General features: G+C 71.8%; 23 protein-coding genes. 20 read left to right on the plus strand and 3 right to left on the minus strand.

What is annotated here, in order from left to right:
- Positions 1-1,052 precede the first annotated feature (1,052 nt).
- The 11 genes from ACNAW0_RS24090 to ACNAW0_RS24140 all read left to right on the plus strand — a co-directional run bounded on the left by ACNAW0_RS24090 (position 1,053) and on the right by ACNAW0_RS24140 (position 10,732).
- Positions 1,053-1,682, plus strand: coding sequence for a hypothetical protein (locus ACNAW0_RS24090; RefSeq protein WP_416290288.1), 630 nt, complete (start codon positions 1,053-1,055; stop codon positions 1,680-1,682).
- 150 nt (positions 1,683-1,832) lie between these two features.
- Positions 1,833-2,294, plus strand: coding sequence for a DUF948 domain-containing protein (locus ACNAW0_RS24095; protein ID WP_416290254.1), 462 nt, complete (start codon positions 1,833-1,835; stop codon positions 2,292-2,294).
- A 24-nt stretch (positions 2,295-2,318) separates the two neighbouring features.
- The gene (locus ACNAW0_RS24100) at positions 2,319-2,624 is read left to right on the plus strand and encodes a hypothetical protein (protein ID WP_416290255.1); all 306 of its coding nucleotides are present in this window, start codon (positions 2,319-2,321) and stop codon (positions 2,622-2,624) included.
- Positions 2,621-5,299: an alanine--tRNA ligase gene (gene alaS / locus ACNAW0_RS24105; protein WP_416290256.1), complete on the plus strand. Its 2,679-nt coding sequence runs from the start codon at positions 2,621-2,623 to the stop codon at positions 5,297-5,299. The genes ACNAW0_RS24100 and alaS overlap by 4 nt, the downstream gene beginning before the upstream one ends.
- Before the next feature lie 75 nt (positions 5,300-5,374).
- Positions 5,375-5,836 (plus strand): Holliday junction resolvase RuvX, encoded by a 462-nt coding sequence (gene ruvX, locus ACNAW0_RS24110; protein WP_416290257.1) that lies wholly within the window; start codon positions 5,375-5,377, stop codon positions 5,834-5,836.
- On the plus strand, positions 5,833-7,050 hold the full coding sequence (gene mltG / locus ACNAW0_RS24115; RefSeq protein WP_416290258.1) for an endolytic transglycosylase MltG: 1,218 nt from the start codon (positions 5,833-5,835) through the stop codon (positions 7,048-7,050). The genes ruvX and mltG overlap by 4 nt, the downstream gene beginning before the upstream one ends.
- The gene (locus tag ACNAW0_RS24120; protein WP_416290259.1) at positions 7,047-7,856 is read left to right on the plus strand and encodes a shikimate dehydrogenase; all 810 of its coding nucleotides are present in this window, start codon (positions 7,047-7,049) and stop codon (positions 7,854-7,856) included. Before mltG ends, ACNAW0_RS24120 begins: the two co-directional genes overlap by 4 nt.
- A gap of 133 nt (positions 7,857-7,989) precedes the next feature.
- Positions 7,990-9,168, plus strand: coding sequence for a chorismate synthase (gene aroC / locus ACNAW0_RS24125; RefSeq protein ID WP_416290260.1), 1,179 nt, complete (start codon positions 7,990-7,992; stop codon positions 9,166-9,168).
- A complete protein-coding gene (locus tag ACNAW0_RS24130) occupies positions 9,165-9,674 on the plus strand; it encodes a shikimate kinase (RefSeq protein WP_416290261.1) in 510 nt (169 codons plus the stop codon). Before aroC ends, ACNAW0_RS24130 begins: the two co-directional genes overlap by 4 nt.
- Before the next feature lie 81 nt (positions 9,675-9,755).
- Entirely contained in the window at positions 9,756-10,541 is a 786-nt protein-coding gene (locus ACNAW0_RS24135) for a helix-turn-helix domain-containing protein (protein WP_416290263.1), read from the plus strand.
- Positions 10,538-10,732, plus strand: a complete 195-nt coding sequence (locus tag ACNAW0_RS24140; protein ID WP_416290264.1) for a DUF397 domain-containing protein — start codon at positions 10,538-10,540, stop codon at positions 10,730-10,732. The genes ACNAW0_RS24135 and ACNAW0_RS24140 overlap by 4 nt, the downstream gene beginning before the upstream one ends.
- A gap of 219 nt (positions 10,733-10,951) precedes the next feature.
- Here the strand turns inward: ACNAW0_RS24140 and ACNAW0_RS24145 are convergent, their stop codons facing one another.
- Both ACNAW0_RS24145 and ACNAW0_RS24150 read right to left on the minus strand, forming a co-directional pair.
- Complete coding sequence (locus ACNAW0_RS24145) at positions 10,952-11,740, minus strand: class I SAM-dependent methyltransferase (protein WP_416290265.1); 789 nt, start codon at positions 11,738-11,740, stop codon at positions 10,952-10,954.
- 178 nt (positions 11,741-11,918) lie between these two features.
- Positions 11,919-11,996, minus strand: coding sequence for a hypothetical protein (locus tag ACNAW0_RS24150; RefSeq protein ID WP_416290289.1), 78 nt, complete (start codon positions 11,994-11,996; stop codon positions 11,919-11,921).
- A 74-nt stretch (positions 11,997-12,070) separates the two neighbouring features.
- Here ACNAW0_RS24150 and aroB point away from each other — a divergent pair, with 74 nt between their 5' ends.
- From aroB to nusB, 4 genes are all read left to right on the plus strand, one after another.
- The gene (gene aroB / locus ACNAW0_RS24155; protein WP_416290266.1) at positions 12,071-13,147 is read left to right on the plus strand and encodes a 3-dehydroquinate synthase; all 1,077 of its coding nucleotides are present in this window, start codon (positions 12,071-12,073) and stop codon (positions 13,145-13,147) included.
- Complete coding sequence (gene aroQ / locus ACNAW0_RS24160; RefSeq protein WP_416290267.1) at positions 13,144-13,584, plus strand: type II 3-dehydroquinate dehydratase; 441 nt, start codon at positions 13,144-13,146, stop codon at positions 13,582-13,584. The genes aroB and aroQ overlap by 4 nt, the downstream gene beginning before the upstream one ends.
- 99 nt (positions 13,585-13,683) lie before the next feature.
- Positions 13,684-14,241 (plus strand): elongation factor P, encoded by a 558-nt coding sequence (gene efp / locus ACNAW0_RS24165; RefSeq protein WP_416290268.1) that lies wholly within the window; start codon positions 13,684-13,686, stop codon positions 14,239-14,241.
- 23 nt (positions 14,242-14,264) lie between these two features.
- Positions 14,265-14,675, plus strand: coding sequence for a transcription antitermination factor NusB (gene nusB / locus ACNAW0_RS24170; RefSeq protein ID WP_416290290.1), 411 nt, complete (start codon positions 14,265-14,267; stop codon positions 14,673-14,675).
- A 76-nt stretch (positions 14,676-14,751) separates the two neighbouring features.
- On the opposite strand, the gene ACNAW0_RS24175 is transcribed toward nusB, so the two are convergent.
- Complete coding sequence (locus tag ACNAW0_RS24175) at positions 14,752-15,240, minus strand: transcriptional regulator (RefSeq protein ID WP_416290269.1); 489 nt, start codon at positions 15,238-15,240, stop codon at positions 14,752-14,754.
- A 284-nt stretch (positions 15,241-15,524) separates the two neighbouring features.
- Here ACNAW0_RS24175 and pyrR point away from each other — a divergent pair, with 284 nt between their 5' ends.
- Genes pyrR through carB form a run of 5 tightly spaced genes read left to right on the plus strand, consistent with a single transcriptional unit; the run spans position 15,525 to position 23,012 of the window.
- Positions 15,525-16,109, plus strand: coding sequence for a bifunctional pyr operon transcriptional regulator/uracil phosphoribosyltransferase PyrR (gene pyrR, locus ACNAW0_RS24180; RefSeq protein ID WP_416290270.1), 585 nt, complete (start codon positions 15,525-15,527; stop codon positions 16,107-16,109).
- The gene (locus tag ACNAW0_RS24185; RefSeq protein WP_416290271.1) at positions 16,106-17,095 is read left to right on the plus strand and encodes an aspartate carbamoyltransferase catalytic subunit; all 990 of its coding nucleotides are present in this window, start codon (positions 16,106-16,108) and stop codon (positions 17,093-17,095) included. Before pyrR ends, ACNAW0_RS24185 begins: the two co-directional genes overlap by 4 nt.
- Positions 17,092-18,423 carry a dihydroorotase gene (locus ACNAW0_RS24190; protein WP_416290272.1) on the plus strand — a complete coding sequence of 444 codons (1,332 nt, stop codon included), beginning with the start codon at positions 17,092-17,094 and terminating at the stop codon, positions 18,421-18,423. Before ACNAW0_RS24185 ends, ACNAW0_RS24190 begins: the two co-directional genes overlap by 4 nt.
- Positions 18,424-18,481: 58 nt before the next feature.
- Positions 18,482-19,627, plus strand: coding sequence for a glutamine-hydrolyzing carbamoyl-phosphate synthase small subunit (gene carA / locus ACNAW0_RS24195; RefSeq protein ID WP_416290273.1), 1,146 nt, complete (start codon positions 18,482-18,484; stop codon positions 19,625-19,627).
- Positions 19,620-23,012: a carbamoyl-phosphate synthase large subunit gene (carB, locus tag ACNAW0_RS24200; RefSeq protein ID WP_416290274.1), complete on the plus strand. Its 3,393-nt coding sequence runs from the start codon at positions 19,620-19,622 to the stop codon at positions 23,010-23,012. Before carA ends, carB begins: the two co-directional genes overlap by 8 nt.
- Positions 23,013-23,043 lie beyond the last annotated feature (31 nt).

The raw sequence follows: 23,043 nt of genomic DNA on the forward strand, positions 1-23,043 counted from the left end.
ATGATGCTCCGACTGCGGCTGGTCGCCGCCGGGCCGCGCCGGAGGTGCCGGGCCTACGACCGCCCACCGGCGAGGTGCCGCAGACCCCCGGCCCGCGCCGCGCGGCTCGCGAGGCCACCGACGACACGCGATCCCAGCGTCCCGAGCGCTCGGCCGACTGGCTCCGGCAGGCCGGGCGTGCCCACCACACCGACCCGGCCATGCCGGTGGTCCGCCCCACCGGCTCCCCGGCCGGCGAGCCGACGGGCGGCCGGCCGGGCGTCGCGCCCGACCGCGCCCCGACCGGACGGGCCGGCGCCGCCGTGCCACCGGTGAAGCCCGACCAGCCCGGCCCCGCCCGGGGTGCCGTGCGTCCGGCCGGCCCGTCCGGCCACCCCGCCGGCACCGAGGCCGCCGGACGGGCGGTTGGCCGATCGGCCGGGGCGGGCGTCGATTCCACCGGCGGCCTGCCGACGGCCGGGGACCTCGGCCGGACCGGCGGCCCGCCCACCAGCGGCGGACGGGCCAGCGTTCGCGGGCCCGGTGGCGATCCCGAACGCACCGGCGGCTTCCCCACCGGTGGTGACGCCGACCGGACCGGCGGCTCCCGCACCGCGGACGCGCGCGGTGCCGGCCCGGCCCGTGGTGCCGCCCGACCCGGCCCGGGTGGTCCCGTCCCCGAGCCGGGTGGGGAAGATGGGCGTGCCCCGCAGGCCGGCGAGCCCGCGGCGCGTACCGGGGCGGGCGGCGGCGCGGCGGTGACCAGGGCGGCTGCCTCCGTGGCCCGTCCCGGGAGCCCCGACGAGCGGCCGGCCGGCCGGGCGGTCCCGCCCGGGGCAGAGGCGGCCCGGCCGGGACCGATTGGCGCCGCCGCCGTACCCCCGCCGGGGCGGCCCGGCGGTTCGGCGGTGGCCCGCGCCGCCGCGGTCGTACCCCCGGCGGAACCGGCCGGGCCACGACCCGGACCGGCCGACGGGGCCGGACCGGCGCCGCGGCGGCCCGAGGCGGAGCCGACGCCGGCCGGCGGCACCGCCGGTGGCCTGCGCGGCGCCCGCTCCGAGTTGCGCCGGCAGATGCGCGAGCGGCGGCGGCTGCGGTTGGGCATCCTCACCCTGGTCAGCCTGGTGCTGCTCGGCGCGGTCCCGCTCTACTTCGGGCTGCGCACGCTCAGCCACGACCCGGTCTTCGACACCCTCGACGGGCTGGAGGTGCCCGCCTGGGCGGCGGCGAAGACCGTCGACCATGTCAGCGGTAACCGCTGGTGCCTGCAGGAATGCCGGCTGAGGGAGCGGACCGTCGAGTCGCAGCGGGCGCCGAAGGAGACCGCGCAGGCGTACGAGCAGGCCCTGGCCAGGGACGGCTGGCAGCGCTGGAAGGTCAACCGTTGCCCGGAGCAGATCCCGGGGCAGCCGGCCGAGGGCATCTACACCTGCTGGCGGCGGGACGAACTCACCCTCGACCTCTGGGTACGCGAACCCGCCTGCACGCCGCCGCCGGTCGACGGGGGACCGGCACCCACGCCGGCCCCCTCGCCCGCAGCGGAGAAGTGCACCGGGTCGTTGGTGTCGGTGAAGGTCCGCAACGCGATCGACGACGAGCGGACCGGGCCACAGCCGACCACTGACCCGTCCCTCACGGGTGAGGATCCCTTCCCGACCCTCTCCGACGATCCGCTCGGCGAATTGACACCCTCACCGTCGTGAGCAGCGCTCCATCACGGACGGTAGGGTCTGGGGCGGGCGGACCCGTCCGTGCCCGCCGGCTGCGGTGGGCCGGTGTGGGGCCGAGCGGGTGCGACGGCCGCGCATTCCGGGGCGTGGGGCCTCGGGACACTGCTTGAGGAGGACACGGGCATGAGTGGTGGAGAGATCGCTTGGCTGATCCTGGCCGGCGCGTTCCTGATGCTGGTGCTCGTGCTGGCGGTGCCGATCCTGCGGCTGCGGCACACCGTGGACGCGACGACCCGGATGATCAACGACCTCAACGACCGCACCACCCCGCTGCTCACGGACGTCAACGCCACGGTGAAGAACGTCAACACCGCCCTGGAGCAGGTGCAGACCTCCCTCGACGGGGTCAACCTCCAGCTCGCCAAGGTGGACACCATGACCAACCACGCGCAGAACGTCACCGCCAACGTGGCCAACCTCGCCGCGGTGGTCTCCGCCGCCGCCGCGAACCCGCTGGTCAAGGTGGCCGCCTTCGGCTACGGCGTACGCCGGGCCGCGGCCGCCCGCCGGCACGCGGAGGAGGAGCGGGAGGCCCACGACATCATCAAGCAGCGGCGCCGCGCCGAGAAGCGGGCCAACCGGTGATCCGGCCGAGCGGGAAGGTGTGACATGAAGCGCGTGTTCTGGCTGGGCATCGGCCTGGCCGTGGGTGTGCTGGTGGTCCGCAAGGTCACCCGCACCGCGCAGGCGTACACGCCGTCCGGCATCGCCAGCGGATTGTCCGAGTCCGCGGGCAGCCTCGTCGAGTCGGTCCGTGGCTTCGTCGAGGACGTCCGGATCGGGATGGCCGAGCGCGAGCAGGAGATCCACGAGGCGTTCGCCCGCGGGGAGTTGTACGACGACCAGTTCGCCGAGCTGCGGGAGGACCCGCGGATCGGCGACCGAGAGATTTTCCCGGAGGAACACCAGCGATGAAGACGGCGGAGATCAAGCGGCGGTACCTCGCCCACTTCGAGGCGAACGGCCATGCCGTGGTGCCGTCCGCTCCGCTGCCCGCCATCAGCGACCCGAACCTGCTGTTCGTCAACGCCGGCATGGTGCAGTTCGTCCCCTACTTTCTGGGCCAGCAGACCCCGCCGTACCCCCGCGCGGTCAGCGTCCAGAAGTGCATCCGCACCCCGGACATCGACGAGGTCGGCAAGACCAGCCGGCACGGCACGTTCTTCCAGATGAACGGCAACTTCTCCTTCGGCGACTACTTCAAGGAGCGGGCGATCCCGCTGGCCTGGGAACTGGCCACCAAGCCGGTCGACCAGGGCGGCTTCGGGCTCGACCCGGAGCGGATCTGGGCGACGGTCTACCTCGACGACGACGAGGCGTACGAGATCTGGCGGCGGACCGGCGTGCCGGTCGAGCGGATCGTGCGGCGCGGCAAGGCGGACAACTTCTGGTCGATGGGCATCCCCGGCCCGTGCGGCCCCTGCTCCGAGCTCTACTACGACCGGGGCCCCGCCTACGGGCGGGAGGGCGGCCCGGAGGTGGACGAGGATCGCTACCTGGAGTTCTGGAACCTCGTCTTCATGCAGTTCGAGCGCGGCCCGGGCGTGGGCAAGGAGGACTTCCCGATCCTCGGGGACCTGCCGGCGAAGAACATCGACACCGGCATGGGCCTGGAGCGGATGTCCTCCATACTCCAGGGCGTCGACAACCTCTACGAGATCGACGAGGTCCGGCCGATCCTGGACAGGGCCGCCGAGCTGACCGGCAAGCGGTACGGCGCGCACTCCGGCCACGCGGCCAGCGAGTCGCACCCGGACGACGTCCGGCTGCGGGTGATCGCCGACCACGTGCGTACCGCGCTGATGTTGATCGGCGACGGGGTGACCCCGTCCAACGAGGGCCGCGGCTACGTGCTGCGCCGGATCATGCGCCGGGCCATCCGGGCGGTCCGCCTCCTCGGCTACCAGGACCGGGCGCTGCCCGAGCTGCTGCCGGTGGCCCGGGACTGCATGGCCCCGTCGTACCCGGAGGTGGCCGAGGAGTTCGGCCGGATCTCCCAGTACGCGTACGCGGAGGAGGACGCCTTCCTCGCCACGCTGCGCGCCGGCACCACGATCCTGGACACCGCGATCGCGGAGACCAAGTCGGCCGGTAAGGCGTCGATCTCCGGCGACAAGGCGTTCCAGCTGCACGACACGTATGGCTTCCCGATCGACCTGACCCTGGAGATCGCGGCCGAGCAGGGCCTGCAGGTCGACGCGGAGGGCTTCCGCCGGCTGATGGCCGACCAGCGGAGCCGGGCCAAGGCGGACGCGCAGGCGCGCAAGACCGGCCACACGGACGTGTCGGCGTACCGGTCGGTGCTCGACGGCGGCGGTCCGGTGGAGTTCACCGGCTACACCGAGCTGAACCGGGAGTCCCTGGTTCGGGCCGTGCTGGCCGGCGGCGCCGAGGTGGCCGCCGCGGTCGAGGGGGACACCGTCGAGCTGGTGCTCGACACCACCCCGTTCTATGCCGAGGGTGGTGGGCAGCAGCCCGACCAGGGCCTGATCACGGTCGGCGGCGGCCAGCTCGAGGTCTTCGACGTGCAGCAGCCGGTGCCGGGGCTGATCGTGCACCGGGCCAGGGTGGTCCGGGGTGAGGTGCGCGCCGGGGAGACCGGGTACGCCGAGATCGACGTGTCCCGTCGGCGGGCGATCTCCCGCTCGCACACCGCCACCCACCTGGTGCACCAGACCATGCGTAACTTCCTCGGCGAGTCGGCCACCCAGGCGGGTTCGCTGAACGCGCCGGGCCGGCTGCGGTTCGACTTCAACACCCCGACCGGCGTGGCGCCGAGCGTGCTGCACGACGTGGAGCAGCAGGTCAACGAGGTGCTCCTGGCCGACCTGGAGGTGCACGCCTTCATCACCTCCCAGGAGGAGGCCCGCCGGATCGGCGCGATGGCGCTGTTCGGCGAGAAGTACGGCGAGCGGGTGCGGGTCGTCGAGGTGGGCGACTACGCCCGGGAGCTGTGCGGCGGCACCCACGTGGCTCGTTCGGCCCAGCTCGGCCTGGTCAAGATCCTCTCCGAGGCGTCGGTCGGTTCCGGTGTCCGCCGGATCGAGGCCCTGGTGGGCATGGACGCGTTCGGCTTCCTGGCCCGCGAGCACCTGCTCGTCTCCCGGCTCGCCGAGCTGTTCCGGGTGCCCGGCGACCAGGTCGCCGACCGGGTGGAGCAGACCGTCACCCAGCTCCGCGACGCGGAGAAGGAGCTGGAGAAGCTCCGCGCCCAGCTGGTGCTGGGCGGGGCGGCGGCGCTCGCCGGGCAGGCGAAGGACGTGCGGGGCGTCGCGTACGTCGGCACCGAGGCGCCGGAGGGCGCGGCCGTCAACGACGTGCGGACGCTGGCCCAGGAGATCCGCGGCCGGATCGACCCGGCCCGGCCGGCGGTGGTCGCCGTGGCGGCTCGGGCGAACGGCAAGGCGTCCCTGGTGGTGGCGGTCAACCAGGCCGCCCGGGGCCGGGGCCTGACCGCGAAGGACCTGGTGAAGGTGGCCTTCTCCGGCCGGGGCGGCGGCAGCGACGAGCTGGCCCAGGGCGGTGGTCTGCCCGCCGCGGAGGCGCCGAACCTGCTGCAGACCGTCGAGAAGGCGATCGCCGAGGCGTGATGGTCGCACCGATCGAGCCCAGGGTGGACCGACCCGGTCCGCCCTGGCCCGTGCTGGCGGGAAGGTGTCCGGTAGATGGCTGAACCGCCCCGTGGGGTGCGGCTCGGGGTCGATGTCGGACAGGTCCGGGTGGGTGTCGCCCGGTCCGATCCGCACGGCATCCTGGCCACCCCGCTGGTCACCCTCGCTCGCGATCTGACCGCCGCACCGGATACGGTGCCCAGCGACATGGCTGAGCTGGTCCGGCTGGCCGCCGAGCACGAGGCGGTCGAGGTCGTGGTCGGCCTGCCGGTCAACCTTGCCGGAAAGCACGGCCCGGCGGCGGTGAACGTCTCGGCGTACGCTGCCCGTTTGGCTGATGTAATGGGACCGGTTCCGGTGACGCTGACGGACGAGAGGATGTCGACCGTGGTCGCGAGCCGTAGGCTGGCCGAACGAGGCGTCCGGGGAAAGCGCCAACGGGCGGTGGTCGACCAGGCTGCCGCAGTGGAGATTCTGCAGAGCTGGCTGGACGCACAGCGGAGGCGGACGCAATGATCGACGACCTTGATCTGGGCTTCGACGAGCCGGAAATGGGGGAGAAGGGCCGGCACCGACGCGGCGCGGTCCGCAAGCGCAAAGGCGGAGGCGGCCGGGGCAAGACGGTCTTCGCCCTCCTGATGACGCTCGTGCTGCTGGGCGGCATCGGCGGCGGGGCGTACGTCGGATTCGACCGGATCCGTAGCTACTTCGTCACCCCCGACTACGCCGGCCCTGGATCGGGCGAGGCGGTGGTCCAGGTGAAGAGCGGGGAGACGCTCGCCGAGATCGGGGACACGCTCTACGACGCCGGCGTGGTGAAGAGCTCCAAGGCGTTCGTCGACGCCGCCGCGGCGAACTCCCGCAGCAAGAACATCCAGGTCGGCAGCTACAAGCTCCGCAAGCAGATGAAGGCCGCCGACGCGGTGACCATGCTGCTCGACCCGAAGAACCGGGTGGTCAGCGGGGTGACCATCCCCGAGGGCACGATCAGCCTGAACATCTATGCCATCCTCTCCAAGGAAACCAAGATCCCGGTCGCCGACTTCAAGAAGGCCGCGGAGGACCCGGTGAAGCTGGGCGTGCCGGCGTTCTGGTTCAACCGCCTCGACGGCAAGAAGAACCCGAAGAAGAGTATCGAGGGCTTCCTCTACCCGGCGACCTACGAGATCCCGCCGAAGGCCACCGCCGAGCAGATCCTGTCGATGATGGTGCAGCAGTTCCTCTCGGTCGCCGAGGAGACGAACTTCGTCGACCGGGTGCAGAAGGAGCGGAAGATCTCCCCGTACGAGGCGTTGATCACCGCCTCCATCGCGCAGGCCGAGTCGGTCGACCCGAAGGATTTCCCGAAGGTCTCCCGGGTGATCTACAACCGGGTCTACGCCCACAAGATCCAATGCAACTGCCTCGGCATCGACAGCGGCATCAACTACTGGCTGCGGCTGCAGGGCAAGGACCCGAAGGACTCCGACGTGCTCAAGCAGTCGGAGATCCACGACCTGGAGAACCCGTACAACACGCATGACGTGGCTGGCCTGCCGATCACCCCGATCAGCAACCCCGGTGAGGAGGCGCTCAAGGGCGCGATGGAGCCGGCGGACGGCCCCTGGATCTACTTCATGACGGTGGACAAGAAGGGCACGATGGGCTACGGCTCCAACGATGCCGAATTCAATAAGCTGAATAAGCAGATGTGTGACAACGGCGTCCTGACCGGTGGCAATTGCAAGTGAAAGCCGCCGTCGTCGGCAAGCCGATCGCGCACTCGCTCTCCCCGGTCATCCACGAGGCGGGGTACGCGGCGGCCGGGCTGACCGGGTGGTCGTACACCCGGATCGAGTGCGTGGCCGACGAGCTGGCCGGCCTGGTCGCGGGCCTGGGCCCGGAGTGGGCCGGGCTGTCGGTGACCATGCCGGGCAAGGAGGCGGCGCTCGCGGTGGCCGACGAGGTCTCTCCGGTCGCCGCGGCCGTCGGTGCCGCCAACACCCTGGTACGCCGACCCGACGGCTCCTGGTACGCCGACAACACCGACGTCACCGGCATGGTCGACGTGCTCACCGCCGCCGGCTGCTCGGCGGGCGCCGTGGTGACCGTGCTCGGGGCGGGCGGCACCGCCCGGGCGGCGATCGCCGCGGCGGCCCGGATCGGCGCGGCCGAGGTGACCGTGGTGGCCCGCCGGCCCGAGGCGATCGAGGAACTGCGCCCGGTGGCCCGGGCGGTCGGCGTGCCACTGGCCGGCGCCGACTGGGACGGGGCCCCGGCGCACGCCCGCGCGGACATCGTGGTCTCGACCGTGCCGAAGGGGGTGGCCGACCCGCTGGCCGACAACTTCGACTGGCGGCCGGGGTCGGTCTTCTTCGACGTCGTCTACGACCCGTGGCCCACCCCGCTCGCCGCGGCGGCGCTCGCCGCCGGCTGCCGGGTGATCTCCGGCCTGGACCTGCTGCTGGCCCAGGCGGTGGGGCAGTTCGCGCAGTTCACCGGCGTGCCAGCGCCGGTTGACGCGATGCGCGCGGCGCTGTCCGCGGCACGCGTCTGACGCCGCCCGGCTGGGCCTGACCTTCGGCTGGGGGACCTGACCGGGTCGGCCGACGCCGGGTCGCCGTGTCCACCCGTCGGAACGTGGCGGGCGGCGCATCGGGGCGGCCACCGGGCGTGACAGACTTGCCGCTGTGTTGCGCTGGCTGACTGCAGGTGAATCGCACGGACCCGCCCTCGTCGCGATGCTGGAGGGGGTGCCCGCCGGCATCGAGCTGACCACCGGGGAGATCTCCGGCGAGCTGGCCCGGCGCCGGCTCGGCTATGGCCGGGGCGCGCGGATGTCGTTCGAGCAGGACGAGATCGAGATCATCGGCGGGCTCCGGCACGGCGTGACGATCGGCAGTCCGGTGGCGATCCGGGTCGGCAACTCGGAGTGGCCCAAGTGGCGCACCGTGATGGCCGCCGATCCGGTCGACCCGGACGAACTGGCCGGGCAGGCCCGCAACGCCCCGCTCACCCGCCCCCGCCCCGGCCACGCCGACCTGGCCGGCATGCAGAAGTACGGCCACACCGACGCCCGCCCGATCCTGGAGCGGGCCAGCGCCCGGGAGACGGCCGCCCGGGTCGCCGTGGGCACGGTGGCCAAGGCCCTGGTGAAGCAGGCGCTCGGCATCGAGATCGTCTCCCACGTGGTGGAGCTCGGCCCGATCGCCGTGAAGCACGGCCTGCGCCCGGCCCCCGAGGACGCCGCCCGGATCGACGCCGACCCGCTGCGCTGCCTCGACCCGCAGGCCAGTGCCCGGATGGTCGCCGAGGTCGACGCCGCGAAGAAGGCTGCCGACACCCTCGGCGGCGTGGTCGAGGTGCTCGCGTACGGGGTGCCGCCGGGCCTGGGCAGCCATGTGCAGTGGGACCGGAAGCTGGACGCCCGGCTCGCCACCGCGCTGATGTCGATCCAGGCGATCAAGGGCGTGGAGATCGGCGACGGCTGGCAGCAGGCCCGGTCCCGCGGGTCCGAGGCGCACGACGAGATCCTGCCCACCGCCACCGGCGTACGCCGGGTGACCGACCGGGCCGGGGGCCTGGAGGGCGGCATCACCACCGGCGAGCCGCTGCGGGTGAAGGCGGCGATGAAGCCGATCTCCTCGCTGAACCGGCCGCTGTCCACGGTCGACGTCGTCACCGGGGAGCCGGCCACCGCGATCAACCAGCGTTCCGATGTCTGCGCTGTGCCGGCGGCGGCGGTGGTCGCCGAGGCTATGGTGGCCCTGGTGCTGGCCGAGGCGGCGGTGGAGAAGTTCGGCGGCGACTCGGTCGCCGAGATGCGCCGCAACCTGGCCGGCTACCTCGAAAGCCTGGTGATCAAATGAGCAGCCGGCCGGTCTGCGTGCTGGTCGGGGCGCCCGGCTCCGGCAAGACCACGGTGGGGCTGGCGCTGGCCGACGCGCTCGGCGTGACGTTCCGGGACACCGACGCCGACATCGAGCAGCTCGCCGGCAAGCCGATCCCGGAGATCTTCGTCGACGAGGGGGAGGCCCACTTCCGTACCCTCGAACGGGCGGCGGTGGCGGCGGCGCTGGCCTCGCACCCGGGGGTGCTCGCCCTCGGCGGCGGTGCGGTCCTCGCCGAGGAGAACCGGGCCGCGTTGATCGGGCACACGGTCGTGCACCTGTCGGTGGAGCTGTCGGACGCGGTGAAGCGGGTCGGCCTGGGCGCCGGCCGGCCGCTGCTGGCGCTCAATCCGCGGGCCACCCTGAAGCACCTGATGGAGCAGCGCCGCCCGCTCTACGCGGAGGTGGCCACCGCGACCGTGGTCACCGACGGGCGTACCCCGGTGGAGATCGCCGCCGAGATCCTGGCGGTCCTGAAGCACTGACCCCGCGACCCACAGTGGAGTGTGCCAGGGCATACTACTAAGCGCATTCCTGTACTTACCGATCGGTGGGTGGGTGGGTGGATGGACTTCGACATGTGGATCCGGGCGCTGAAGGCCGCGCGTGCGAGTGCGGACGTCTCGCAGGAGCGGATGGCGAGCCTGGTCAAGTGGAGTCCGTCCACCGTCGCGGCGATCGAGACCGGCCGGCGGAGGCCGACCATGGAATTCGCGGCTGCCGCGGACGAGGCGCTGGAGACCGGTGGCCTGCTGGCCGAACTGCTGGAGGCGGCCGACCGGGAACGCTCGCCGAACTGGTTCGCTTCGTGGCGCTCCTACGAGTTGCAAGCCGTGCGGCTGCGCGCCTTCGAACCCTGTCTGATCCCGGGGCTGCTTCAGACCGAGGAGTACGCCCGCGCGATCATCTCGGCTGGTGGATTGATTCCGCCGGATCAGGTGGACGAAGTGGTCAGCGTACGGTTGGAGCGGCAGGAGTTGCTGACCCGGAACGAGCCGACAGAACTCATCGCCATCATGGACGAGAGTGCGCTGCGTCGGCCGGTCGGCGGGCCCGCCGTGCTGGATGCGCAGCTTGGGCGCCTGCTGGAGATGGCTCGGCTGCCGCACGTCCGACTCCATGTCATCCCCAACGATGTCGGCGCGCATGTCGGACTTGCGAGCGGATTCATTCTGGCCGACCTGCCCGGTGACGAGCAGGTGCTGTATCTGGAAACCGCCGCCCGAGGCCAGGTCGTTGACGACCCGGACGCGTTGCGCCTGATTCGACGTAAATGGGATAGCCTGCTCGGTGAAGCTCTATCCGAGCGGGCCTCGCAGGATTTGATCACGAAGCTGAAGGTGACGACATGAGCATCACCGATGGCCCTCGCTGGCGGACGTCGACCAGGTCTGCCGATGGCGGTGGCAACTGCGTTGAGGTTGCGGACAACTTGCCGGGCCGGGTGCTGGTTCGGGACAGCAAGGATCGGCAGGGGGCTGCCTTGACCTTCGATCCCGTCGCCTGGCGCGCGTTCCTCGGCTACGCCAAAACCCGCTCGTAGTGCGGCCGCAGCTGCACGACCAGGACTGCCTTGCACCCACCGCCGTCGGGCATGTTGTGCCTGTCGGGCCCTTTGGACCTGATTCGTTTGTGGCATCAGGTCCAAAGGGAGCGAGAGAACCTTACTGAGCTGTTTCCAACCTGATTGGTGGGGTTCTTGTACGAGTGGAACGACCAAGGCGTGTAGGTGGGAAGGCTGTTGTCGGGAGAGGTGCGGCTCTCAATCGGGTGTGCCGAACTGCAGCCAGACGCGGACCCGCTCGGTGACCTTGTCGCGTCCTCCGAGGGCGTCGTGGACCTCGGCGGTGAACGCGGCCCGACCCTGCGCGGAGGGCAGCTGGTCGGCCGACATGGCGGAGAAGACGCCGCCAACCATGTCATCAACGGTGAGCGGTGCGTCGTACTGCACCGACGACTCCGCGTATCGGTAGCCGGCGTGAACGAGGGCGTCCTGGTTGCGTCGGCGGCCGGCCCCGTCGGTGTGGCACGTCGCTGCGACGGGGTGCCCGAGCAGCCGTTCCAGGCACTCGCGCAGTGCCCCGGACCACTCGGCGTCCTGCAACCACAGCGGCGCGCCGTTAGTGACCACGGCGACGCCGCCGCCTGGACGCAGCAGCGGCCGGACGGCCCTGAACAGCGCGTCGCGGTCCATGAAGTGGATAGCGACAGCGACGGTCAGCGCGCCGATCGTCCGGTCGCCAAGTAGCCGGCCCAGCGCGGGCAGGTCGCTGTCAGCGCCGAGCAGCCACGTGGCGTTGGCTCTTGCAGCGTCGAGGGCGGCCTGGCGAGCCAAGGCCAGCATGTCCGGCTCCGGGTCCACGCCGATGACGGCCCCGACCCGGGCGGCGAGTGGGAGGCTCAACTGGCCGGTGCCGCAGCCGAGGTCAACCACCGTGTCTCCGGCGCCGAGGCCGAACGCTTCGACGAGGGCGTCGAGCACCTCGGGCGGGTAACCGCGTCGGTGCCTCGCGTAGTAGGTCGCCACCTCACCGCTGAAGCTCGCTCTCATTTCAACAGCCTGCCCGCATCACAGATCGGGCAGCGAGCGATTCTGCTTAGGGCATGCCGACCACGTCATCTACCAGGAGCTTTATCTATCTTCGGCGATCAACACGCCGCCGATCGAGTGGGTGTCCTTCCCACCCGCTCAGGTTGAAAACAGCTCACTGCTCAAGGCGCTCGGCACGTCAGTGCCCGCCGTAAGCCTCGGCCAGATCTCGCGTGGAGGGCAACTTGTCGCCCGGCTTCAACTCCCCGTTCCTGATCTTCGAGCTGCCTGTCCCGCCACGTTGTGGGCACTCGCCGCTCGGGGATCGTCCGCTCGGCTAGGCTGCCCGCGATGGACGAGGTGACCCGGATCCCGGTCGGCGGCGAGCGGCCGTACGACGTACTGGTGGGGCGTGACCTGCTCGCTGCCCTGCCGCCACTGCTGCCCGGCGCGGACCGGGTGGCGGTGCTGCACGCGGCCCCGCTGAAGGCACTGGCCGACGAGGTCGGCGCGCGGCTGCGCGCGGCCGGGATGGCTCCGCTGCCGATCGAGGTGCCGGACGCCGAGGCCGGCAAGCACGTCGACGTGGCCGCCGCCTGCTGGGACCGGCTCGGCGAGGCCGGCTTCACCCGTACCGACGCGGTGGTCGGCGTGGGCGGCGGCGCGGTCACCGACCTGGCCGGCTTCGTCGCGGCCTGCTGGCTGCGCGGGGTGCGCTGGGTGCCGGTGGCGACCTCCCTGCTCGGCATGGTCGACGCCGCCGTCGGCGGCAAGACCGGGATCAACACCGCGGCCGGGAAGAACCTGGTCGGCGCCTTCCACCCGCCGGTGGGGGTGCTGGCCGACCTCGCCACCCTGGACAGCCTGCCGCCGGCCGATCTCGCCGCCGGGCTGGCCGAGGTGGTCAAGTGCGGGTTCATCGCCGACCCGGTGATCCTCGACCTGGTCGAGCGGGACCCGGCCGCCGCGCTCGACCCCACCGGCCCGGTGGCCCGCGAGCTGATCGAGCGGGCCGTGCGGGTCAAGGCGGACGTGGTCTCCGGGGATCTGCGCGAGTCCGGGGTACGCGAGGTGCTCAACTACGGGCACACCCTGGCGCACGCGATCGAGAAGGTGGAGGGCTACCGCTGGCGGCACGGCCATGCCGTCGCGGTGGGCCTGGTCTACGCGGCCGCCCTGGCCCGGCTCGCCGGCCGGCTGGACGTGGCCACCGCCGATCGGCACCGCGCCGTGCTGGCCCTGCTCGGCCTGCCCACCAGCTACCGGGCCGACGCCTGGCAGCGCCTGCTCGCCACCATGCGGGTCGACAAGAAGGCACGGGGGAGCCGGCTGCGCTTCGTGGTGCTCGACGGCCTGGCCCGCCCGACGATCCTGGAGGGCCCCTCCGACGAGCTGCTGTTCTCCGCCTACCGGGAGGTGTCCGCGTGAGGGTCTACGTGCTCAACGGGCCGAACCTGGGCCGGCTCGGCACCCGTCAGGTCGACGTGTACGGGGTGACCAGCTACGCCGACCTGGTGACGATGTGCATGGACACCGGCCGGGAACTGGGGCTGGACGTGGTGGTCCGGCAGACCGACGCCGAGCACGAGTTGCTGGGCTGGCTGCACGAGGCGGCGGACGAGGGGGCGGCGGTGGTGCTCAACCCGGCCGCCTGGTCGCACTACTCCATCGCGGTCCGGGACGCCTGCGCGATGCTCCGTGCCCCTCTGGTCGAGGTGCACATCTCCAACATCCACGCCCGGGAGGAGTTCCGGCACCACTCGGTGGTCTCGGCGGTGGCCACCGGAGTGATCTGTGGCCTCGGCGTGGACGGCTACCACCTGGCCCTGCGTCACCTCGCCACCCGGCTTGCCGCCGGTGCGTGACCCGGGGCACGGATCGGTCGGGCGCAGCGCGGCGAACCCGGCTCGACTTAGCTAGTAGAATTCCTAGGTCTGTCCGCCAATTGATGATCAAGGCAGGAAATGGCCACCACCAACGACCTCAAGAATGGCCTGGTACTCAACCTCGACGGCGAGCTCTGGTCCGTCGTCGAATTCCAGCACGTCAAGCCCGGTAAGGGCGGTGCCTTCGTGCGTACCACGCTGAAGAACGTGCTGTCCGGCAAGGTGGTCGACAAGACCTTCAACGCGGGCACCAAGGTCGACACCGCGACCGTGGACAAGCGCACCATGCAGTACCTCTACGCCGACGGCGAGGACTACGTCTTCATGGACCTGGAGACGTTCGACCAGATCACCGTCCCCGGCGGCACCGTGGGCGAGGCCGCCAACTACCTCCTCCCCGAGGCCGAGGCGACCGTCGCCACCCACGAGGGTGTGCCGCTCTACATCGAGCTGCCGACCTCGGTGGTGCTCGAGATCACCTACACCGAGCCGGGCCTGCAGGGCGACCGGTCGACCGGCGGCAACAAGCCGGCCACCGTCGAGACCGGCGCGACGGTCCAGGTGCCGCTCTTCATCACCACCGGCGAGAAGATCAAGGTCGACACCCGCGACGGCCGTTACCTCGGCCGCGCCTGATGGCCGAGGGTTCCAAGCAGCAGATGCCGGCGCGCCGCAAGGCGCGCAAGCGGGCGCTGGACGTGCTCTTCGAGGCCGATCTGCGGGACCGGCCGCCGGTGGAGGTGCTGGCCGGCTACCTCGAGCGGATCGAGAAGCCCCGCCCGGAGCACCTCGGCTACGCGGTGAGCCTGGTCGAGGGGGTCGCGGCGCACCTCGACCGGATCGACGAGCTGATTGCCAGCTACGCCGAGGGCTGGACGCTGGACCGGATGCCGACGGTCGACCGCAACCTGGCCCGGATCGCCGTCTACGAGTTGCTCTACGTCGACGAGATCGACGACGCGGTGGCGATCAGCGAGGCCGTCGAGCTGGGCCGGCAGATGTCGACCGACGACTCGCCCCGCTTCCTCAACGGCATCCTCGGCCGGATCGCCGAGTACGCCACCCGCTGAGCGGCATCAGTCGGGTCACACCGACGACGGAAAGGGCCCGTGCCGATGGCACGGGCCCTTTCCGTCGAGGCGGTGATCAGTTCGCGAAGAACGCGCGCGGGTCGGCGACCAGCACACCGTGCTCGGTGAGCCGCTCGATCAGGCCCGACGGCGAGGCGTCGTAGACGATCGCGAGTGCGCGCAGGTCGTCGGCGCGGATGGAGAGCACCCGGCCGTTGTAGTCGCCGCGCTGCTGCTGGATGGCGCGGGCGTACCGGGCGACATAGGCGAGGTCCTCGGAGGCGTCGTCGTAGAGCCGCTCCAGGTCCAGGACGATCTTGCTGGTGGGCTCGTGCCGCACCCCGCTGCCGTCGGGCAGCAGCTCCGCGACGGGAACGCGGTAGAACTCGGCCAGTTCCGCCAGGCGGGACACGGTGACGGCGCGGTCGCCACGCTCGTACGAGCCGACCACGACGGCCTTCCACCGCCCGTTCGACTTCTCCTCCACACCCTGCAGGGACAGGCCCTGCTGCTGGCGGATGGAGCGCAGGCGGGCGCCCAGCGACTTGGCGTATTCAGAGGGCATTCGGACACTCCCAGTGCTGCTCGGGGTTCACCCAGCTATCGCTACGGAGCGTGACGGTACGGGGATTGCGACACCTGGTCAAGTGCTCGTGACCTTACCGTTGGAAGCCCGAGAGGGGTTATCCGCATTTCTGCCATCCTGACCTGGGGGTCAGTGCCGGCGACGGTCGGCCCGGTGACCACTGGTAACGTGGCGTGAAGCCCGGTCCGGGCCCCGCGCGGCCCGCCCGGAAATTCAGACATCCTTTAACGACCCGTCCCGTGAGGCGGGGAAGGAGGTCCGCCGTGGCCTGCCCACCGGCTGCCCAGTCGTCGCTGCCGCGACAACCCTCGGTGAAGGTGATCCTCGCCGCACCGGATGTGTCGCGGGTGGTCGACCGCATCGCCCACCAGATCCTGGAGAAGACCCAGGGCGCCGCCGACACAGTCCTGCTCGGCATTCCCACCCGGGGCGTGCCCCTCGCCCGGCGGCTCGCCGCCCGGATCAGCACCTTCGAGGACGTGACCGTCCCGGTCGGGGTGCTCGACATCACCCTCTACCGCGACGACCTGCGCCGGCAGGCCACCCGTGCGGTTGGCCCGACCGAGCTGCCCAACGGCGGGATCGACGGCAGGCGGGTGATCCTCGTCGACGATGTGCTCTTCTCCGGCCGTACCGTGCGGGCCGCCCTCGACGCGCTCAGCGACGTCGGCCGGCCGGCCTCCGTGCAGCTCGCCGTCCTGGTCGACCGCGGCCACCGGCAACTACCGATCCGCGCCGACTACGTCGGCAAGAACATCCCGACCGCGCTCGCCGAGAGCGTCAAGGTCACCCTCGCCGAGACCGACGGCGCCGACGAGGTCAAGCTCTACGGGGGTACGCCCTCATGATCAGGCACCTGCTCTCCGGGGCCGACCTGGACGCGGCCACCGCCACCCAGATCCTGGACACCGCCGCCGAGATGGCCACCGTCGCCGGGCGCGAGGTCAAGAAGCTGCCCGCGCTGCGCGGCCGGACCGTGGTGAACCTCTTCTACGAGGACTCCACCCGGACCCGGATCTCGTTCGAGGCGGCCGCCAAGCGGCTCAGCGCCGATGTGATCAACTTTTCGGCGAAGGGTTCCAGCGTCACCAAGGGCGAGAGCCTGAAGGACACCGCCCTCACCCTGCAGGCCATGGGGGCCGACGCGGTGGTCGTCCGGCACCCCGCGTCCGGCGCCCCGCACCGGTTGGCCAACTGGGTGGACGGGTCGGTGGTCAACGCCGGCGACGGCACCCACGAACACCCCACCCAGGCGCTGCTCGACGCGTACACGATGCGCTCCCGGCTGGGCCGGCTCGCCGGCCTGCACGTGGCGATCGTCGGCGACGTGCTGCACTCCCGGGTGGCCCGGTCCAACGTGCTGCTGCTCTCCACCCTCGGCGCCAAGGTCACCCTGGTCGGCCCGCCCACCCTCATCCCGGTGGACTGGGCCGCCAGGGCGGGCGCCGCGACGCCGAACCTCTCGCTGGGCGGCCCCCGCGAGGGCGGCGCAGCCGCGGCGCTGGCGCCGGGCACCGATGTCTCGTACGACCTCGACGCCGTTCTACCCGGTGTGGACGTGGTGATGATGCTGCGGGTGCAGCGGGAGCGGATGAACGACTCCTACTTCCCCTCGGCCCGCGAGTACGCCCGCCGCTACGGGCTGGACGGGCCGCGCCTGCGCCGGCTGCCCGAGCACGCGATCGTCATGCACCCCGGCCCGATGAACCGGGGCATGGAGATCACGCCCGAGGTCGCCGACTCGCCCCGCTCCACCATCGTCGAACAGGTCGCCAACGGGGTCTCCGTGCGGATGGCCGTCCTCTACCTGCTGCTCGGAGGGAACAACCGGTGACCGCGTACCTGATCAGGAACGTGAGTGTGGTCGGCGCCGCGCCGACCGACCTGCTGATCCGCGACGGCGTCGTGGCGGAGACCGGCGCGGGACTGACCGCGCCGGACGCCACGGTGCTCGACGCCACCGGCCTGGTCGCCCTGCCCGGCCTGGTCGACCTGCACACCCACCTGCGCGAGCCCGGCCGGGAGGACGCCGAGACCGTCGAGTCCGGCTCCCGGGCGGCGGCGCTCGGCGGCTACACCGCGGTCTGCGCGATGGCCAACACCTCGCCGGTCGCCGATACCGCGGGCGTGGTGGAGCAGGTCTGGCGGCTCGGCCGGGAGGCCGGGCTGGTCGACGTGCAGCCGATCGGCGCGGTCACCGTCGGCCTGGCCGGCGAGCGCCTGGCCGAGCTGGGCGCGATGGCCGACTCGGCGGCCCGGGTGCGGATCTTCTCCGACGACGGGCACTGCGTCGCCGACCCGATGCTGATGCGCCGGGCCCTGGAGTACGTCAAGGCGTTCGACGGGGTGATCGCCCAGCACGCCGAGGAGCCCCGGCTCACCGAGGGCGCCCAGATGCACGAGGGCGAGGTATCCACCCGGCTCGGGCTGACCGGCTGGCCGGCGGTCGCCGAGGAGGCGATCATCGCCCGGGACGTGCTGCTGGCCGAGCACGTCGGCAGCCGGCTGCACATCTGCCACGTCTCCACGGCGGGCAGCGTGGCGGTGCTGCGGCACGCCAAGGCGCGCGGGGTGAAGGTGACCGCCGAGGTCACCCCGCATCACCTGCTGCTCACCGACGAGGTCGTGAGCGGGAGGAGTGAGCTTGCGAGCCCCGCACCCGCGAACAACTGGAGACCAGCGGGCCCCTACGACCCAGTCTTCAAGGTCAACCCGCCGCTGCGTACCGCGGGTGACGTCGCCGCGCTCCGGGCCGCCCTCGCGGAGGGCGTGATCGACATCATCGCCACCGACCACGCCCCGCACGCCGTCGAGGACAAGGAGTGCGAGTGGGCGTACGCCCGGCCGGGCATGCTCGGCCTGGAGACGGCGTTGTCCGTCGCGCTGGACGTGCTCGGCCCGCAGTGGGACCTGATCGCCGAGCGGATGTCCCGCGCCCCGGCCCGGATCGCCGGGCTGGACGGCCACGGCGTCGACCCCGCCCCCGGCGTGCCGGCCAACCTGACCCTGGTCGACCCGGCCGCCCGCCGCCTCATCGAGCCGGCGGAGCTGGCCAGTCGCAGTCGCAACACCCCGTACGCCCGCATGACGCTGCCAGGTCGCATCGTGGCGACCTTCCTGCGCGGCGAGCCGACGGTCCTGGACGGAAAGGCAGTCAAGTGATCCGAGCGAGGAACGTAGCGAAGCGGAGTCCCGCAGTCCGGATCGAAGGGAACGCAGCATGAGTCGTAGGCGTTCAGCGATCCTCGTCCTCGAGGACGGGCGCGCATTCCACGGCGAGGCGTACGGCAGCGTCGGGGAGACCTTCGGCGAGGCGGTCTTCAACACCGGCATGACCGGCTACCAGGAGACCCTCACCGATCCCTCGTACCACCGGCAGGTGGTGGTGCAGACCGCGCCGCACATCGGCAACACCGGCGTCAACAGCGAGGACGACGAGTCGTCCCGGATCTGGGTCGCCGGGTACGTGGTCCGCGACCCGGCCCGGATCGGCTCCAACTGGCGGGCCACCGGCGGCCTGGAGGACCGGCTCGCCGCCGAGGGCGTGGTCGGGATCAGCGGCGTGGACACCCGGGCGCTCACCCGCCACTTGCGTGAGCGCGGCGCGATGCGGGTCGGCATCTCCAGCGTCGACGACGACCCGGCCGCCCTCCTCGACCGGGTACGCCGGTCGCCGCAGATGGTCGGCGCGGCCCTCTCCGCCGAGGTGACCACCGCCGAGCCGTACGTGGTGCACGCGCAGGGCGAGCACCGGTTCACCGTGGCCGCGCTCGACCTGGGCATCAAGCGCAACGTGCCCCGCCGGCTGGCGGCGCGCGGGGTGACCACCCACGTGCTGCCCGCCACCGCCAGCATCGAGGACCTGCTGGCCACCGGCGCCGACGCCGTCTTCTTCTCGCCCGGCCCGGGCGACCCGGCCACCGCCGACGGCCCGGTCGCGCTGGCCCGGGAGGTGCTCACCCGGCGGATCCCGCTCTTCGGCATCTGCTTCGGCAGCCAGATCCTCGGCCGGGCGCTCGGCTTCGGCACCTACAAGCTCGGCTACGGCCACCGCGGCATCAACCAGCCCGTGCTCGACCGGGCCACCGGCAAGGTCGAGGTGACCAGCCACAACCACGGCTTCGCCGTGGAGATCCCGGGCGCGGCGCACGGTGCAGTGGTGCCCGACCAGGTGATCGACACCGCGTTCGGCGGCGTCCAGGTGTCACACGTCTGCCTCAATGACAACGTGGTCGAGGGGCTGCGGGCCAAGGACGTGCCCGCCTTCACCGTCCAGTACCACCCGGAGGCGGCGGCCGGCCCGCACGACGCGGACTACCTCTTCGACCGCTTCGCCGAGCTCATCGAAGGCGGAAACAATGCCTAAGCGGACCGACCTCAAGCACGTCCTGGTGATCGGCTCCGGGCCGATCGTGATCGGGCAGGCCTGCGAGTTCGACTACTCCGGCACCCAGGCCTGCCGGGTGCTGCGCAGCGAGGGGATCCGGGTCAGCCTGGTCAACTCCAACCCGGCGACGATCATGACCGACCCCGAGTTCGCCGACGCCACGTACGTCGAGCCGATCACCCCGGAGTTCGTCGAGCTGGTCATCGCCAAGGAGCGCCCCGACGCGCTGCTGCCCACCCTGGGTGGGCAGACGGCGCTGAACACCGCGGTCGCCCTGCACGAGGCCGGCGTGCTGGAGAAGTACGGCGTCGAGCTGATCGGTGCCAACATCGACGCGATCCGGCGCGGCGAGGACCGGCAGCTGTTCAAGGACATCGTGGCCAAGGCCGGCGCCCGGATCGGCGTCGAGGAACCGTCCTCGCTGGTGCCGCGTTCGCGGGTCTGCCACTCCATGGACGAGGTCCGCGCCACCGTCGGCGAGCTGGGCCTGCCGGTGGTGATCCGCCCGTCGTTCACCATGGGCGGCCTCGGCTCCGGCATGGCCCACACCGACGAGGACCTGACGCGGATCGCCGGCGCCGGCCTGGCCGCCAGCCCCGTGCACGAGGTGCTCATCGAGGAGAGCGTGCTCGGCTGGAAGGAGTACGAGCTCGAACTCATGCGCGACCGCCACGACAACGTGGTGGTGGTCTGCTCGATCGAGAACGTCGACCCGATGGGCGTGCACACCGGCGACAGCGTCACCGTCGCCCCGGCCATGACCCTGACCGACCGGGAGTACCAGCGGCTGCGCGACCTCGGCATCGCGGTGCTGCGCGAGGTCGGGGTGGACACCGGCGGCTGCAACATCCAGTTCGCCGTGAACCCGGCCGACGGCCGGATCGTCGTGATCGAGATGAACCCGCGGGTGTCCCGCTCCTCGGCACTGGCGTCGAAGGCCACCGGCTTCCCGATCGCCAAGATCGCCGCGAAGCTGGCCATCGGCTACACCCTGGACGAGATCCCCAACGACATCACCCTGAAGACCCCGGCGGCGTTCGAGCCGACCCTGGACTACGTGGTGGTGAAGATCCCCCGGTTCGCGTTCGAGAAGTTCCCCGGCGCCGACCCGGAGTTGACCACCACCATGAAGTCGGTCGGCGAGGCGATGAGCCTCGGCCGCAACTTCACCGAGGCGCTGAACAAGGCGATGCGCTCGATGGAGACGAAGGCGGCGGGGTTCTGGAGTGTGCCGGATCCGCGCGGGGCGACGAAGGAGAACACCCTCACCGCGCTGCGTATGCCGCACGACGGCCGGCTCTACACCGTCGAGCGGGCGCTGCGGCTCGGCGCCTCGATCGCCGAGGTCGCCGAGGCGTCCGGCGGGATGGATCCCTGGTTCCTGGACCAGATCGCGGCGCTGGTCGAGCTGCGCGCCGAGATCGTCGACGCCCCGGTGCTCGACGCCGACCTGCTGCGCCGGGCCAAGCGGGCCGGCCTGTCCGACCGGCAGCTCGCCGCGCTCCGCCCCGAGCTGGCCGGCGAGGACGGCGTCCGCACCCTGCGCCACCGGCTGGACGTACGCCCGGTCTACAAGACGGTGGACACCTGCGCCGCCGAGTTCGAGGCGACCACGCCCTACCACTACTCGACGTACGACCAGGAGACCGAGGTGGCGCCCTCGGACCGGCCCAAGGTGATCATCCTGGGCTCCGGGCCGAACCGGATCGGGCAGGGCATCGAGTTCGACTACTCCTGCGTGCACGCGGTTCAGGCGCTGCGCAGCGCGCCCATCGGCGCAGCCCCGGCGTCCGGTTCCGGCACCGAAGGCGCCGGCTACGAGACCGTCATGGTCAACTGCAACCCGGAGACCGTCTCCACCGACTACGACACCGCCGACCGGCTCTACTTCGAGCCGCTGACCTTCGAGGATGTGCTGGAGGTCTGGCACGCCGAGGACTCCTCCGGCAAGGCGGCCGGCGGGCCGGGCGTGGTCGGGGTGATCGTGCAGCTCGGCGGGCAGACCCCGCTCGGCCTGGCCCAGCGGCTCAAGAACGCCGGCGTACCGGTGGTCGGCACCTCGCCGGAGTCGATTCACCTGGCCGAGGAGCGCGGCGCGTTCGGCGCGGTGCTGGCCCGGGCCGGGCTGCGCGCCCCGGCGCACGGCATGGCCACCTCCTTCGACGAGGCGAAGACGATCGCCGAGGAGATCGGCTACCCGGTGCTGGTGCGCCCCTCGTACGTGCTCGGCGGGCGGGGCATGGAGATCGTCTACGACGACGCCACCCTGCGCGAGTACATCGGCCGGGCCACCGACATCGCGCCCGACCGGCCGGTGCTGGTGGACCGCTTCCTCGACGACGCCATCGAGATCGACGTGGACGCGCTCTGCGACGTCGACGGCGAGGTCTACCTCGGCGGCGTGATGGAGCACATCGAGGAGGCCGGCATCCACTCCGGCGACTCCTCCTGTGCGCTGCCGCCGATCACCCTGGCCGGCTCCCACCTGGCCCAGGTGCGCCGCTACAGCGAGGAGATCGCCCGCGGGATCGGCGTGCGCGGCCTGCTCAACGTCCAGTACGCCCTCAAGGACGACGTGCTGTACGTGCTGGAGGCGAACCCGCGGGCGTCCCGGACGGTCCCGTTCGTCTCCAAGGCCACCGCCGTGCCGCTGGCCAAGGCGGCGGCCCGGATCGCGCTCGGCGCCACCATCGCCGAGCTGCGCGCCGAGGGGATGCTGCCGCGTACCGGTGACGGCGGCACCATGCCGGCCGACGCCCCGATCGCGGTCAAGGAGGCGGTGCTGCCGTTCAAACGCTTCCGCACCCCGGCCGGCAAGGGCATCGACGTGTTGCTCGGCCCCGAGATGAAGTCCACCGGCGAGGTGATGGGCATCGACACCGGCTTCGGCCAGGCCTTCGCCAAGTCGCAGGCGGCGGCGTACGGGTCGCTGCCGACCGCCGGGAAGATCTTCGTCTCGGTGGCGAACCGGGACAAGCGCGGCATGATCTTCCCGATCAAGCGGCTGGCGGACCTCGGCTTCGAGATCGTCGCCACCACCGGCACCGCCGAGGTGCTGCGCCGGCACGGCATCGCCTGCGAGCAGATCCGCAAGCACTACGAGTCGGGTGCGGGCGAGGACGCGGTGTCGCTGATCCTCGGCGGCGACGTGGCGCTGGTGGTGAACACCCCGCAGGGCTCCGGCGCGAGCGCCCGCTCTGACGGGTACGAGATCCGCAGCGCCGCGGTCACGGCCGACATCCCCTGCGTCACCACCGTCCCCGGCGCCGCCGCCGCGGTCATGGGCATCGAGGCGAGGATCCGCGGCGACATGCGCGTGCGCCCCCTCCAGGACCTCCACGCCGCCCTGCGAGCCGCCCAGTGACCCGCAGGGCTGGCCGGTCGATCATGAAGTT

The sequence above is a fragment of the Micromonospora sp. SL1-18 genome, assembly GCF_047921505.1.
GTDB lineage: Bacteria > Actinomycetota > Actinomycetes > Mycobacteriales > Micromonosporaceae > Micromonospora.

Excerpts from the sequence above, each read along its gene's own strand:
- ACNAW0_RS24090 (WP_416290288.1), top strand. The coding sequence starts at position 1,053 with ATGCGCGAGCGGCGGCGGCTGCGGTTGGGCATCCTCACCCTGGTCAGC.
- ACNAW0_RS24095 (WP_416290254.1), top strand. The coding sequence starts at position 1,833 with ATGAGTGGTGGAGAGATCGCTTGGCTGATCCTGGCCGGCGCGTTCCTG.
- ACNAW0_RS24100 (WP_416290255.1), top strand. The coding sequence starts at position 2,319 with ATGAAGCGCGTGTTCTGGCTGGGCATCGGCCTGGCCGTGGGTGTGCTG.
- alaS (WP_416290256.1), top strand. The coding sequence starts at position 2,621 with ATGAAGACGGCGGAGATCAAGCGGCGGTACCTCGCCCACTTCGAGGCG.
- ruvX (WP_416290257.1), top strand. The coding sequence starts at position 5,375 with ATGGCTGAACCGCCCCGTGGGGTGCGGCTCGGGGTCGATGTCGGACAG.
- mltG (WP_416290258.1), top strand. The coding sequence starts at position 5,833 with ATGATCGACGACCTTGATCTGGGCTTCGACGAGCCGGAAATGGGGGAG.
- ACNAW0_RS24130 (WP_416290261.1), top strand. The coding sequence starts at position 9,165 with ATGAGCAGCCGGCCGGTCTGCGTGCTGGTCGGGGCGCCCGGCTCCGGC.
- ACNAW0_RS24135 (WP_416290263.1), top strand. The coding sequence starts at position 9,756 with ATGGACTTCGACATGTGGATCCGGGCGCTGAAGGCCGCGCGTGCGAGT.
- ACNAW0_RS24140 (WP_416290264.1), top strand. The coding sequence starts at position 10,538 with ATGAGCATCACCGATGGCCCTCGCTGGCGGACGTCGACCAGGTCTGCC.
- ACNAW0_RS24145 (WP_416290265.1), bottom strand. The coding sequence starts at position 11,740 with ATGAGAGCGAGCTTCAGCGGTGAGGTGGCGACCTACTACGCGAGGCAC.
- aroB (WP_416290266.1), top strand. The coding sequence starts at position 12,071 with ATGGACGAGGTGACCCGGATCCCGGTCGGCGGCGAGCGGCCGTACGAC.
- efp (WP_416290268.1), top strand. The coding sequence starts at position 13,684 with ATGGCCACCACCAACGACCTCAAGAATGGCCTGGTACTCAACCTCGAC.
- nusB (WP_416290290.1), top strand. The coding sequence starts at position 14,265 with ATGCCGGCGCGCCGCAAGGCGCGCAAGCGGGCGCTGGACGTGCTCTTC.
- ACNAW0_RS24175 (WP_416290269.1), bottom strand. The coding sequence starts at position 15,240 with ATGCCCTCTGAATACGCCAAGTCGCTGGGCGCCCGCCTGCGCTCCATC.
- ACNAW0_RS24185 (WP_416290271.1), top strand. The coding sequence starts at position 16,106 with ATGATCAGGCACCTGCTCTCCGGGGCCGACCTGGACGCGGCCACCGCC.
- carA (WP_416290273.1), top strand. The coding sequence starts at position 18,482 with ATGAGTCGTAGGCGTTCAGCGATCCTCGTCCTCGAGGACGGGCGCGCA.
- carB (WP_416290274.1), top strand. The coding sequence starts at position 19,620 with ATGCCTAAGCGGACCGACCTCAAGCACGTCCTGGTGATCGGCTCCGGG.